The 13,334-nt window shown below is 57.6% G+C and carries 12 protein-coding genes; 4 read left to right on the forward strand and 8 right to left on the reverse strand.

What is annotated here, in order from left to right:
• Window position 1: 1 nt before the first annotated feature.
• The 6 genes from DSM14862_RS20800 to DSM14862_RS20825 form a co-directional block, all read right to left on the reverse strand.
• Window positions 2-916: a branched-chain amino acid ABC transporter permease gene (locus DSM14862_RS20800; protein ID WP_007120583.1), complete on the reverse strand. Its 915-nt coding sequence runs from the start codon at window positions 914-916 to the stop codon at window positions 2-4.
• Window positions 913-1,647: an ABC transporter ATP-binding protein gene (locus DSM14862_RS20805; RefSeq protein WP_007120582.1), complete on the reverse strand. Its 735-nt coding sequence runs from the start codon at window positions 1,645-1,647 to the stop codon at window positions 913-915. Before DSM14862_RS20805 ends, DSM14862_RS20800 begins: the two co-directional genes overlap by 4 nt.
• The gene (locus DSM14862_RS20810) at window positions 1,647-2,387 is read right to left on the reverse strand and encodes an ABC transporter ATP-binding protein (RefSeq protein ID WP_007120581.1); all 741 of its coding nucleotides are present in this window, start codon (window positions 2,385-2,387) and stop codon (window positions 1,647-1,649) included. The genes DSM14862_RS20805 and DSM14862_RS20810 overlap by 1 nt, the downstream gene beginning before the upstream one ends.
• Window positions 2,388-2,470: 83 nt before the next feature.
• Window positions 2,471-4,426: a hydantoinase B/oxoprolinase family protein gene (locus DSM14862_RS20815; protein WP_007120580.1), complete on the reverse strand. Its 1,956-nt coding sequence runs from the start codon at window positions 4,424-4,426 to the stop codon at window positions 2,471-2,473.
• 4 nt (window positions 4,427-4,430) lie between these two features.
• Entirely contained in the window at window positions 4,431-6,458 is a 2,028-nt protein-coding gene (locus DSM14862_RS20820) for a hydantoinase/oxoprolinase family protein (protein WP_007120579.1), read from the reverse strand.
• 87 nt (window positions 6,459-6,545) lie between these two features.
• A complete protein-coding gene (locus tag DSM14862_RS20825) occupies window positions 6,546-7,508 on the reverse strand; it encodes a helix-turn-helix domain-containing protein (RefSeq protein WP_007120578.1) in 963 nt (320 codons plus the stop codon).
• Window positions 7,509-8,059: 551 nt separating this feature from the next.
• Here DSM14862_RS20825 and DSM14862_RS20830 point away from each other — a divergent pair.
• From DSM14862_RS20830 to DSM14862_RS20840, 4 genes are all read left to right on the forward strand, one after another.
• Window positions 8,060-9,433 (forward strand): aspartate aminotransferase family protein, encoded by a 1,374-nt coding sequence (locus DSM14862_RS20830; protein ID WP_040701702.1) that lies wholly within the window; start codon window positions 8,060-8,062, stop codon window positions 9,431-9,433.
• 258 nt (window positions 9,434-9,691) lie between these two features.
• Window positions 9,692-9,820 (forward strand): hypothetical protein, encoded by a 129-nt coding sequence (locus DSM14862_RS21850; protein WP_007120576.1) that lies wholly within the window; start codon window positions 9,692-9,694, stop codon window positions 9,818-9,820.
• A gap of 15 nt (window positions 9,821-9,835) precedes the next feature.
• A complete protein-coding gene (locus DSM14862_RS20835) occupies window positions 9,836-10,183 on the forward strand; it encodes an endonuclease toxin domain-containing protein (RefSeq protein ID WP_040701632.1) in 348 nt (115 codons plus the stop codon).
• Window positions 10,180-10,749, forward strand: coding sequence for a contact-dependent growth inhibition system immunity protein (locus tag DSM14862_RS20840; protein ID WP_007120574.1), 570 nt, complete (start codon window positions 10,180-10,182; stop codon window positions 10,747-10,749). The genes DSM14862_RS20835 and DSM14862_RS20840 overlap by 4 nt, the downstream gene beginning before the upstream one ends.
• Window positions 10,750-10,992: 243 nt before the next feature.
• Here DSM14862_RS20840 and DSM14862_RS20845 read toward each other — a convergent pair whose 3' ends face one another.
• Window positions 10,993-11,718 (reverse strand): helix-turn-helix transcriptional regulator, encoded by a 726-nt coding sequence (locus DSM14862_RS20845; RefSeq protein WP_243254684.1) that lies wholly within the window; start codon window positions 11,716-11,718, stop codon window positions 10,993-10,995.
• Window positions 11,719-11,758: 40 nt separating this feature from the next.
• Window positions 11,759-13,180, reverse strand: coding sequence for a phospholipase effector Tle1 domain-containing protein (locus DSM14862_RS20850; protein WP_040701697.1), 1,422 nt, complete (start codon window positions 13,178-13,180; stop codon window positions 11,759-11,761).
• Window positions 13,181-13,334: the final 154 nt, after the last annotated feature.

Below are 13,334 nucleotides of genomic sequence, written 5' to 3' on the forward strand. Positions count from 1 at the left end.
GCTAAACCCTCGGCTTCGTAGATCTCGGAGCGAACAATCCGTCGGGGCGCAGCAGCAAGCTGACAATGACCAGCGTATAAAGAAACGCATCACGGAAAGGCCGTGCTTCGAGCGGGAGGAACCCCTGCAAAATGACCGAAGCAGCGCCAATCAAAAATCCCGCCGCTACAGCACCGGGCAAACTGCCCAAACCGCCGATCACTGTGGCAATGAAGGCAACCAACATGATCTGCCCGCCCATGCGAATGTCTGCCACACCGGTTTGTGTGACCATGATCAGCGCCACAGCGGCAGCCAGCGCGCCAGACAGGGCAAAGGCGCCGGTGATAACCACATTGGCCCGCACACCCAAAAGCCGCGCCATGGTGAAATTCTCAGCCGCCGCGCGCATTTCCAGCCCGATCCGCGTGCGTTTCAAAAGCAAGGCAAGCGTCACAACAACGAGCAAAGTGGTGCAAATGACGATGATCTGTAGCAAAGGGATCGAGGCCCCTGCGATGCTGACGGGCTGGTTCAACTCTGGCCAGAGGCTTACTGCCTTGGGACGGCTGCTGTAGACCAACAGCAGTGTATTCTGGATCACGAACCCCAAGGCAAAAGATGAAATCATCATCGCCACAGGCGTGGCATTGCGCATGTGCCTGAAGACAAAGAACTCGGAGGCGACGGCGATTGCAGCGCCGATCAGCAGCAGCAGCGGGATCAGCAAAATCGCCGGCGCTTTGCCCAAGAACATGACGGCAACTGCGTCCGTCGAGGGCACAATCAATGCAAAAACGCAAAAGGCGATGTATTCGCCGTGGGCGAAATTCACCAGTTTCATCACCCCGAAGATCAGAGCAATCCCAAGTGCGGCCATGGCATAGATGCCCCCAAGGCTCAGCGCATCAAAGAGCAGCTGTGGAACGGCGTTCATGTCGCATCCTCCGACTGGTTTTGCCCAAAGTAGGCTTCCTTAAGCAGATCGCTTTCCGCAAAGCCTGCCGCATCGCCATCGCCGGCAACATGACCCCCGCGCAGCAACACCATGCGCCCGCCAACCCGGGCCGCGCGGGCCGAGCTCTGTTCAACGATGATCAGGGTCAAGCCGCGTTCGGCCTGCAGATTGACGAGCGTTTCATAGACCTGATCGACAATATTCGGAGCCAACCCAAGCGAAGGTTCATCCACCATCATCAGTTTGGGATTGGTCATCAAACCGCGCCCGATCGCCAACATCTGTTGCTGTCCGCCGGACAGTGCTCCGGCATTGGCATGCCGCCGCTCACCCAGGATAGGAAAGCTCTGGTAGATCCCGTCGATATCCGTTTCAATCGCCGCCTTGTCCTTCCGGATGCCCGTGCCCACACGCAGGTTTTCCTCGACTGTCAGCGTTCCGAAAACCTCGCGGCCTTCCGGAACCATAGTCAGACCCAAACGCGCTATCGCTTCGGGCGAGCGGCCATTCAGCACATCGCCGTCCACCTCAATGCGGCCATGGGTCGTGGCAACGGCTCCGCAAATCGCCTTGAGCAGAGAGGACTTGCCCGCCCCATTCGGCCCGGAGATGAACAGCCTCTCACCCTCTTGAACAGTAAAGGAAACATCCGACAGTGCAGGCACTTTGCCATACCGAACCGCGACATCGAAAACACCCAGCTTTGACATCACGCGTGCTCCATGTTTTCTGGCGCATGCTCTGCGCCCAGATAGGCTTCGCGTACCGCCTGGCTGGCCAGGATCTCGGTCTTGTCGCCCTCTTCGATGATCTTGCCCGCGTCCAGAACATAGACGTGGTTTGACAATGACAGGACAAGCCCGACGTTATGCTCGATCAACAGGACACCGCAGTTCAGCTCATCCGCGATCCGCCTGATGATTTGTGCCAGATCATCCGCTTCGGTTTCGGACATGCCTGCGGCGGGTTCGTCCAGCAGCAGGTAATCGGGGGCAAACATCAGCGCACGCGCAATGCCGACCCTGCGCTCGTCCGTATAGGGCAGCCCGGCTGCGGGCAGTTCGGCAAGATGCCCGGCCCCCATCCAGGACAACACGCGCAGCGCTTCGTCTTCGGAGGCGCGCCGCGAATGGCCAAGGCCCACCCCGGTCACTGCAAGATTGTCCAGTACATCCAGCCCGGAAAACAAGCGCCCGGCCTGGAACGTGCGCGCAAGACCCCGGCGGCGAATGTCATAGGGCGCTTTGGCGTTGATGTCCTGCCCATCCAGCATGACCGTGCCTGACGTGGGGTCCTGAAAGCCTGTGATGATGTTGACGCAGGTGGTTTTGCCTGCTCCGTTGGGGCCGATCAACCCGACAATTTCCGCCTTCTTTAGCGAAATCGTCACGTCATCCAGAGCCTTGAAGCCACCAAACGCAACGCTGATTGATTCCAGTTCCAATGACAAAATCTTATCCTTCGCGTTCCTGTTCCGACCGTTGTGCGCCACAGCCGCCAACCGATGGCGGCTGTGGGTCCTGGTGATGCTCACTAGGTCCAGTGCGCCACGCTGCGCCGCTCGAAACTCTCGCGGAACTGTTCGATCGTCTTGGGCAGCGGCTCGCCGGTTTCCCAATCCAGGATCACCGCATAGCGTCTCACGGCGTCCATCGCGTCGATCTCGCCTTTGCGATACATCTCGGCAACCTTTTCAGGATCAATGCGGGCCCAAGCCACGCGGTTTTCACGAATATGCGCCCGCAGTTTCTCGGTCTCGGCCTCATCGACCTCATATTCACACAAGTCCGCATCAATCTCTTTGATCACAACGCCATAGTCCAACGCGGCTCGTTTGATAGAGACATAGTCATCCACCACATCCGTCAGAACAGCCTCTGTCTTGCGTTCAAGTGGGTCGCCAAAGCCGCCGCCCCCCGCGGTCGGGCGCGCAAACTCATCTCCCGAATACATCGGGAAGTCAGAGAAGACAGACCCAAGCCATTCGTGCGTGTCCGAGCCGGCGCGTTTGATGGTCAGACCATGCGGCATGGAGGGCAAACCGCCATCAACACCCCAGACGACGGCGCGTTCGCGGTCGCAGACATAGGACATGACGGATTTTTCACTTTCCAGAAGCAGGGAGGTTTTCTGCACCCCTGTCCCTCCGCGCCATTTGCCCGGGCCTGCGCTGTCTTTTTTGATCTGAAATTCAAGCGTCCGGGTCGGGTTGACCCGCTCGTTGCCTTCGTTGGGCTGAGACATGAGCCCGGTTCCGAAGCAGGCTGTGGTGACGTCGCTGCCATCCTTACCGCGCCGTCCGCCCCAACCGCCGGGGAGCCATTCGTAGAACATGAATGTAGAGTCCTCCTCGCGCCGCTTGTCCGTGCCCCCCGCCAACAGGTATTCAAGGTTGAATGCACAGGCGATGGCGCGCTCCGGCATGATCTCCGACCACATCTCGAAAACCGAGTTCATGATCTTTTCAAACGGCATCAGGAAGCCGGTGACCGCCGTGGGCCACTGGGCACTGACCACCGAATTTTCCGGCGCAGCGACAGAGAGCATCCGATAGAAGCCGGAGTTCAACGGCAGGTCAGGAAAGAAGGTCTTCATCCCCGCGACGACAGCCGAGAATGTGGCTCCCGGCGCGGAATTGTACATCGAACCAATCGTCGGGTGGCTGCCTTCGAAATCGTAGTGAATCTGATCACCCTTGATTGTCATCTTGATGTGGATCGGGATCATCCCCTCGCCACCTGACGGGTCCCGGTCGATGTAGTCGACGGATTTCCATGTGCCGTCGGGCAGCGCCGCAATACGCTGGCGCACGGCGCGTTCAACGTAGTCCTGCACCTCGTTCATGCCCTGCTTGACCTGCTCGCGCCCGTACTTTCGCACCAGCCGCAGGATTTCACGTTCGGCCACCTGCGTGGCCTGTGCCTGGCTGTGGATGTCACCGATAATCGACGCGGGGTCGCGTGTGTTGTTTGCGATCAGGTTGGCAACGTCGGAACAAAAATCGCCGGCACGGAATAGCCGGACAGGTGTGATCCGAACCGCCTCGCGGAACATGTCTTTCGCCGTCACATCAAACGAACCGGGCACAGAGCCACCCAGATCAGACCAGTGCCCGTTTGACTGCGAAAACCCGATCAGCTCGTCTTCATCAAAGATCGGCCGCACCAGACGGACATCGCTGAAGTGCGTGCCACCTGCGTAAGGATCGTTGATCGCGTAGATATCGCCGGGCATCATGTCGCCCTTGAAGACGCGAATAACGTCTTTGCAGGTAAAGTGCAGCGTGCCGACGTGCACCGCGATGTCATCGTTGCCCTGCGCAACCGAATTGCCTTCGGCATCATGCAGCGCGTTAGAAAAGTCTCGGTTGTAGATCACAAAGGAGTAACAGGTGCGCAGCATCTGCTCGGCCATCTGGTCAACGGATGTGATGAAGGAGTTCTTGAGAACTTCAAACGTGACGGGATCTAGGGCTTTTGAATCACTCATAGTATTACTCCTGCACTCGGATGAGAATGTTCATGTATTGATCGACTTCAGCAGTCGTGTTCGGCGGAATTACGGTGGTTGAATCGAACTGCTCGACAATGGCGGGGCCATCAAAGGTCGCACCGGCGGTCAGGTTTTCACGCTCGAAAATCATCGCCGTGTGGGCCTTGCCGTCAAACCAGACATCGCGTGTCTTGTCGGTCTTGGGCTTGTTCTTCCTCACCTCGTGCTTTTGCAGCTCGGCCTTGGGAACCATACCCGTCGCCGTCAGCCCCACACGGAAGATCGACACCGGTGCGTCATCCCGGCGGAAGTTGAATTCGCGCTGGTGTTCGCTGTGGAACCCGTCGATCAAGGCCTCAATATCGGTGACCTTGGACGGCGCAGATACTGCCAAGGCACGCCATTGGCCCTGATACATCATCTCGACCGTGCGCTGCATGACAATGTCCTTGGGCGCTACGCCTTCGTGCTTCAAACGATCAGCGGCCATGGCCTCCAGCCGCTCGAAGGCGGCCTCCAAATCCTCCGGCTTGGTATCAGCCGCAGCAGCCATGAAGCTGTCTGAGAAGTCGTGCTGGATATCGACCAGCAGGCAACCCAGAGCCGATGTCACACCCGGATTGGGCGGGATAATGACAGTCGGGATCGACAACTCCTTGGCAATTGCCGCACCATGCAACGCCCCGGCTCCGCCAAACGCCACAAGCGCGAAGTCCCGTGGGTCATAACCTCGGCTAATCGACAGCAAACGCACCGCATTGGCCATATTTGCGTTTGCAACCGCAACCACGGCTTCGGCGGCTTCGTGCAGCTCCATTCCGAAAGGCTCGGCCACAGTCTCTCTGACCGACGCTTCGGCCAGGGCGGGATCAAGGGTAATCTTGCCCCCCGCGAGCGATGTGCCAAGGCGGCCCAGCACAACATTGGCGTCCGTGTTTGTGGCCACTTCATTGCCGTTCTTGTAGCAGGCAGGCCCAGGGAAGGCGCCCGCAGATTGCGGTCCGTTGCGCAGTGACCCGCCTTCGTCTTTCCACGCCAGAGATCCGCCGCCCGCACCAATGGTCAGCACTTCGATCGACGGGAACCGGATCGGATAGCCATATTCGATATACCAGTCTTTGGTGACACGCGACTTGCCTTCATACACCAAGGATACGTCCGTGCTGGTCCCGCCCATGTCAAAACCGATAGAATTGTCAAACCCGCAAAGGTTGCCAATAAAGCGGCTGGCAATCGCGCCCGCGGCAATGCCCGACCCTGCCAGACGCGCGGCAAAGTCTTTAACGCTGGCCGGGGTCATCACGCCGCCGCCCGTGTGCAGCAACAGCAGATCGCGTTCGTAGCCGCCGTCAGCCAGCTTACCCTCAAGGCGCGCTACATAATCAACGACCGAAGGCGACACGACCGCGTTTGCCATCGTTGTCGAGAAACGCTCGTGCTCAAAAATCTCCGGCAGGACCTGTGAAGAGATCGACACCGGCACATCCGGCATCACACTCAGCAGAATGTCTCGCATCCGCTCTTCATTGGCCCCATTGGTGTAAGAGTTCATAAAGCAGACAGCAACAGAGGCGACTTTGCGCTTCTTCAAAACATGCGCGATGCGCAGCGCTTCTTTTTCGTCCAGCTTTTCCAGAACCGTGCCGTTCGCGTCGACGCATTCACGGACGGTCAGACGGTCCCGACGCGGGATGTAGGGCTTGGCCACATCTTTGTAGGTGTCCCACAGATCCTCCTTGTTGGCCCGGCGGATTTCGACCACGTCGCGGAACCCTTCGGTGCAGATCATCGCAGAGCGCGCCAAATTACGTGTGATCAGCGCGTTTGTTGCCACGGTTGTCCCGTGCGAAAACATCGACACCTCGCTGAGGTCGATGCCGCCCTGATCAATCCCGTTGAGAATGGCAACCATCGGGTCATCCGGTGTCGATGACGTCTTTTCGATGCGGATCGCACCCGTTGTTTCGTCCATAATGACGACGTCGGTAAACGTCCCACCCACATCTACGGCAACTCTTGTGTTCTTCATGTCTACATCCTTCAAAAGACAACAGGGAATCAGGAAGGCGCCGGCGAAAGCCGACCCTACTTGGGGGTTTTCGGTTTTAGCTAAGGGTTACGGAGGGGCCGTCTTCTGGCCTTGCTGCGCGGCTTTGCGCGTTTCGGTCGGTGTGCAGCCGAACTGCGCACGATAGGCTTTGTTAAACTGGGATTGATCCGAAAACCCCCACCGATGGGCTATCTCGGCAATTGTGATGGGCCCTACGACGCTCAGGTCCTCGCGCGCGCGCACCAGACGCTTTTCGCGGATGAACCCGGAAACCGACCTGCCCGACTCCGAGAACAGTTGTTGCAGATAGCGCTGCGACACATTGCAGGCCTCTGCCACAAGACTTGAGGAGAGATTCTCATTGAAGAGGTTGTTGCGGATAAACTGTTCTGCGCGGTACAGATGTGCTGCGCGGATTGTCGAGGTTTCGCTGTCCAGCACACGGTCATCTTTGCGGATTGAGAGGCACAGCAGATCAAGGATGTGCTTGCCAGCGGCCGCGCGCGCCTGCTCATCAAGCAAATCGACGTGCAGCGCCGTTGTCTTGACGGTATCCAGAAAATAACTGGCCACGCCGGCTGTGCCATCAAAACTCAGCGCGCCCAAACGGTCTGTTGGGCCGATGCGGGCCCGCACGCTTTCGGAAGACACCTTCAGCACCAACAGCTCGTTCGTCTGTTCATGCCAGAACTCGTAGGGCAAATCGCCCCGTTCTACCAGAAACTCGCCCGGTGAACATTTCGCCTGGCGGGCATTCTGGTCAAAGCCGACCGTCCCCAATCTTGGAATGGTAATCAGCAGACTGCTTTCAACTTCGTCCAGAAAGTGCCGCTTGTGCCTTTTGTAGAGAATGCCATCGCAACGCATCTGCGACAGACCGACGATACCGAGGTTCCAAGTATTGAGATCACCTGAAAAGGACTGGTCATCCGCCATCGTGGTCTCTAGGGGAAAGAACGTATCTGAGACAGCCGCCTGCCACTGGGTGGCAGTCATGAGCTTGTTTGCAGTTTTGTCCTTCTGATTCATCTAACGTCCCCAAAACACAAATGGCGAAAACACAACTGTCTCATGTGTTAAAATGATCGTAGCACCGTTCCGGCCAACCACTTTGGCAAAAAACGCACAAACTCTTGTGTCACGTGTCAATTCGCGCACTTGCGATTCTTTCATCGGGCCCAGAAAGGCCCTGGAAAATCCTAAATATCTAACTAAAACATATTTTTACCAACCATTTGCAGCGCGAGAACACCGCCAAATCGGGTCTTGGTTTTGTGAAACGGAAAGCTGCGAAGGCAACAACCTGAGCGGGATTGGGCCGCATTTTCCCCAAGATTCACGGCCGCTGCGCTTCAAAAAAACGAAGCATCCAAACAGAATCACAGGATGGAAGTGTCCTCAAACCACGACCGAAATCCCGGCGGGCGTTTCTGCTTCAAATGGGCGGCCTCGCTGGCCCGCAGACAGGATGCTCGGAACAAAACTGCTTGCTAAAAGCAAGAAAGCGGCGATAGCACTGAGGGCAAATCGCGGCCCCCTGCCGCGTGAAAAACGCCAACTTACAAGAAGTGATGCCTGCCATGGATGTGCGACCAAATTCAGACGAAGCCCGTGATATCGCTTATCATTTTCACAGCTATACCAATGCCGAAGCGCATGAAAAAATTGGTCCGCTGATCATTGAATCAGGCGAGGGAATCCACGTCACCGACTCAAACGGCAACCGCTATATCGAGGGCATGTCCGGCCTTTGGAGCGTGGCAGTCGGGTTCAACGAACAACGCCTTGTGGATGTCGCCAGCCGGCAAATGCAAAAGCTGCCTTACTACCACAACTTCTCGCACCGCTCGCATGGTCCGGCGATTGATCTTGCTGAAAAGCTGATCGAAATAGCCCCCGTGCCAATGAGCAAGGTTTTCTATACCAACTCGGGCTCCGAGGCGAACGATACGATCGTCAAGATGGTCTGGTATCGCTCGAACGCGCTCGGCAAGCCCGAGAAAAAGAAGATCATCTCGCGCCTGCGCGGCTATCACGGCGTGACAGTCGCAGCCGCGTCGATGACGGGTCTGCCCTATAACCACAAGTCCTTCGATCTGCCGATGGAGGGCATCTTGCACACCACTTGCCCGCACTACTGGCGCGAAGGTCAGGACGGCGAAAGCGAAGAAGCTTTTGCGTCACGCTGTGCCCAAGATCTTGATGATATGATCCAATCAGAGGGCCCCGAAACTGTAGCCGCATTCATCGCCGAGCCTGTCATGGGCGCGGGCGGTGTTGTTGTTCCTCCGGCGACCTACTGGGAGAAAATCCAAGCGGTTCTGGCGAAATACGATATCCTTCTTATCGCAGATGAAGTGATTTGCGGTTTTGGCCGCACGGGCAACATGTTTGGCTCTACAACCTTTGACATAAAGCCCGACATTCTCACCATGTCCAAGCAGATCACCTCCAGCTATTTCCCCTTTTCGGCTTTCATGATCAACGATCGGGTCTATCAGCCAATCGCCGACGAAAGCGGGCGCATCGGTGTTCTGGGGCATGGCTATACGGGCGGTGGCCACCCCGTCGGCGCAGCCGTAGCGCTGGAAAACATCAAGATTATCGAAGAGCGCGATCTTGTGGCCAATGCCGCCGAACGCGGTGCAGAATTGCAAGCTGGATTGACCGACCTGACGTCCCACCCTCTCGTTGGAGAGGCACGTGGCATTGGCCTCATAGGCGCACTTGAATTGATCGCCCCAGAGGGTAAATCAGGCGATTTTGCCCCTGGAAAACTCGGCGCCCAAATGAACGCAATCATGCTGCGCAACGGCCTCATCTCACGTAATATGACAGACGCGATGGCATTTTGTCCGCCATTGATAGTGGGCGCGAATGACGTGCGAGAAATCATCCAGATCACAAAAAAGAGTCTGGAGGAACTGGCCGCAGACATAAACGGGGCCGCCTAGTCAGGGGAACGACAAGCCAGAACTCTTACCCTTTCCCATCCGGGAAAAACTTGGGTCGGCCTGTCTACACATTTTCCGGGTGGCGCCTGTCACGCGAGCTGATCTTTACAAATCTCGTTCAACCAAGAGCTTCTTCGGGTGAACCTTTGCTGAGCGGCTTTCAGACCGGCGAGACTCCGTTCTTGTTGACGGCCTCTTCGTTGCTTTGGTGCGTTGCGGCGGCGCGGGCCGAGCTGTGACGCGCAGGACGCGGACGACATGCGCGACGCGCTTCTGCATGAGGCGGCAGAGGCGCGCCGCTTGCCCTCTGATCCTGACTGGGACGTCATCGAAAACTCCGGCCTCACCTGGGGCGGGCCGATCAGGGAGCAGGGTGGACCGTGGTAGGATCACCTGGAACGATTGGGCGGTTTGGGAGAGCGCACGCCCGACAACTTCAAGACGTTCGATTTCTTCGACGAAGATCGAGGCCTTGCCACAAGCGCAAAGACGCTCGAAACCCGCGCGCCGGGATATGTGGACCGGCCCAGTCGTATTTTTGGTGCTTTGAAGCGTTACATCGACCAAATTGACCACTTCGAGTACGACAACAAGAAGGGCATTGAAATCAGCGCGGACGAAATCGACATCAAACGCCTGGAACTTGCCGTGCCCGACGGAACCACCCCGGAACAGTTTACTCAAATTCAACGTGCGATAGACTACGCTGAGAGTTTGGGGATCGACGTAGAAGTGAGCCGTATCCGATGAAAAAAGTCCTGACCACAGAAGAATGGATTGCGAAACGGCGTGCTGAAGCGGCGGAGCGAAAAAAGCGCTCCAAGCCTCCCAAAGAACGCAAAAGTGCCTTTGTTACGAGCTATCGCAAATTCACGGAAATCGCCTCACAAGCGGTGTATGGTAGCGCGCATTTGGACCCCAAGGGATATCATGAGTATCTACCGCCAGACCTAACTGCGCTCGAAATCGCTGGCCACGCGCGGGCCGCCCTTTTGGCCAGCCGGTTCATCACGCCAAAACATCCAGAGTGGGACGACGTCATCCGGATTCCGACAAAGGAAGAATTCAAGGCGTGGGAGGAAGCAGACAAGGCGCGCGCTGGTGTCAAGACTTTGAAAGCGCTGTTTAACGGTGCGGGCCATGTTTCGTTAACATTGCGGGACGGCAAGATCGCAATCAAGCCAACGCGCTATCGCGGACATGGCCATTGGGAGGGTATTCGCGGCCAAGAAGATACGGTCTTGCCGGAAGACGTGTCAGTCGAAGAGCTTGGCAGGGCTATTCTGGACGCACTGGACATAAGCCGCTCAGCGTAGGTCCCTGAGTCGACGACGCCTGCTAAAGCAACCATTGGCACAAACGCAGCGAAAGCTCACAAAGTACCGCACCGCGGGCCTTTGGTGCGGACGCAGCGAATTCGTGGTTTCTGCGGTTTGCCCTTTGCGCGGAACGCAGTCTTGAGTGCCGGGCATGCTTGTGGGGCGGCCGCTCCTTCATTGCGAAAGCCTCTGATGTTGAGCGTGATGTGTGCGCGCCTGAGGGTGGCGCGGTTTTGGGGGTCAGCGCGGCAGGTCGTTGTAGGGACAAACATCTTTTTCAAAGGGCACATGCCTGCGCCGGAAGGGCGGGCCGCTGACAAGCTCAGGGCCTGTGATGCGATCCATGCGGAAGTGCCGGAAATCTTCGCGCGCCGGATCCCATGCGACAAGATACCAGAGCGGTTGCAAGATGAGCATGGCCTGCGGCTCGACATTGCGCAGGCTGCGCGCGCCTTTGGCATCCCGATACTCAAAGCGGAGGTGCTGGCGCGCCAGAAAGGCTTTTTCAAAAGCGGGCAGCAGGGCGGGGTCGATTGTGCCCAGGTCAGACAGGTCCTGTTTGGGCGAGAGTTGGCCGATGTGCAGGCAGGCGAGGAAGCGGCGCAGATCGCGCACTTTGTCAGACGGCAGGGCGCGCTCGATCTTGGCGAGGCCTGCATCTGCGAGATCGGAGAAGGGCAGGTTCTGGGCGGCGCGCACGGCGGCCACGCTGATCAGCAGCGCGAAGACTTCGGCCACAGAGAGGCGGGCGGTTGTTTGCATGGACTGGGGGTCAAGCTGCACGCCACCGCCGCGCCCGCTTTCGGAATGGATGACAAAGCCTTCGTCACGCAAGGCGGCGATGTCGCGCAGGAGCGTGATGCCGATTGAGGCCGGACGCGGGCAGCCCGAGCCCGAGACGCTCGAAAGGGAAGCCGCCGTGCCGAAGGATTGGAAGGCGGCGCTCGACCGGCAGGAGGACTTCATCGAGGAATTGTTGGGAGGGTGAGCGCCGTCGACTAGTCCCCTATTCGTCGTAGTAGAATTTCAAGTCGCGTCGCTCTTTCAATTGGGCAGGTCGGTAGGGTTTGACCTCGCCACACTGGGCGACGGCCTTGGCTCGCATGCGCTCTTCGACTGAAGGATGGAGCGGGAAGTCGTCGCCAACTGCGCGAATTCCCTTCTTCCAGCGGATGCGGAGGGGGCCAAATGCTACCATCGCGTCTTCGCGGTGCTGCAAACCCAGAGGGTCAGGGGCGCGGTTCAAGACGTTCTCGTTGATCTGGATCGACGGCACGCAGTCTTTCAATTCGTCGACCATCCAATCGAGGGCGATATCGCTCAGGCGGGACTCTGCCTCAGGATAGCTTCCACCGATGTCGCTATGACAGCCCGGGAACCAGACCTGCTTCAACCACTTCGGCTCTCGATCTTTGGTCTCAATCGCGGCCGCCTTCGATGCCCATCCAACCCTTGGAAAGTCAGCACGGTCTTCGTCGATCGCCATGGCGTGACGGGCGTGTTGGACATCGGGATCCAGCCACTTGTCGTAGTTGCGCTTGTTCCAAGCCGCGAAATGACCCGTCTTGAGAATCTGCGGCCAATCGGTTGGGCGCCAGAGCTTCAGTTTGCGCTCGGGATCGTCCGAGAAATACTTGAAGTTGTCGAGCAACAGGGAACCTAGCTGCCAAAGAAGCGCGACTAGAAGTACGCCAAGCGGAACAACCAAAAGCCAAGACCATCCGAGTGCAACGCCTGCGGCCAAAGCCGCCCCGACCCCGAACGTGACGCCCCAGACCAAGGTGCGGACAACTGCCGTTCGCAGTGATGCCACCGTGTCGAAGACCCCGATGAATGTTGGCTGAACGTTTCCCTGATTTTCTTCGCCTACGAGCGGAAAGCTCGAATACTTCTTGCGAAATCGCTTGCCGAGTTCTTCACGGTTCTTGAAGTAAGGATCTTGTCCGCGCGGTTTTCCAGCACCGTGATTATACACGAATTTTACAGCGTCCTTGGCGATCTTGCGCAATCCGGGGCCGTAACGCGGGACCGGCGAACCATCTGGCATCTGCGTCGGGACACCGCAGAGGTTCATAACGTTTGCAAGTGCTCTTACTGTGTAGGCCCCGCGCGAGAACCCAAACAGCAACACACGGTCGCCGGGCTCGTAATGGGCGATGATCTGCTCGTAGCAATCGATTATGTTGTGGTCGATGCCAGTTCCGACGGCGCTTTCCAGGATGGGCTTGATCCGACCGAAAAACCCACCGCGTTCTCCTGTTCCCAAGCCCGGGTCGTAAAAAGCCACTTGGTCCTTAGGGCTAATTGGTGAATCTGGGCCGGGACGCATGGCTCGATACATCTTGTAAACATTCGACAGCCGTTGGTCTGGCCTGGCGCCACCCATCTGGCCGGTTCCGTCCGAGAATATGCAGATGTTCTTTACCATTTGTCGCCCTATTCAAGAACACGAAGTACAGTCAAAATCCTAAACCTGCAGCAGTTCTGCCAAGCTAGGAGAGAGTGCAGCGGAAATGTTTCGCCCGAGTCGGGAAAAATTAGAACATAGTGGAAACACATATGTCTACCTGATATTGTGACAC

The organism is Sulfitobacter indolifex (assembly GCF_022788655.1).
Classification (GTDB): domain Bacteria; phylum Pseudomonadota; class Alphaproteobacteria; order Rhodobacterales; family Rhodobacteraceae; genus Sulfitobacter; species Sulfitobacter indolifex.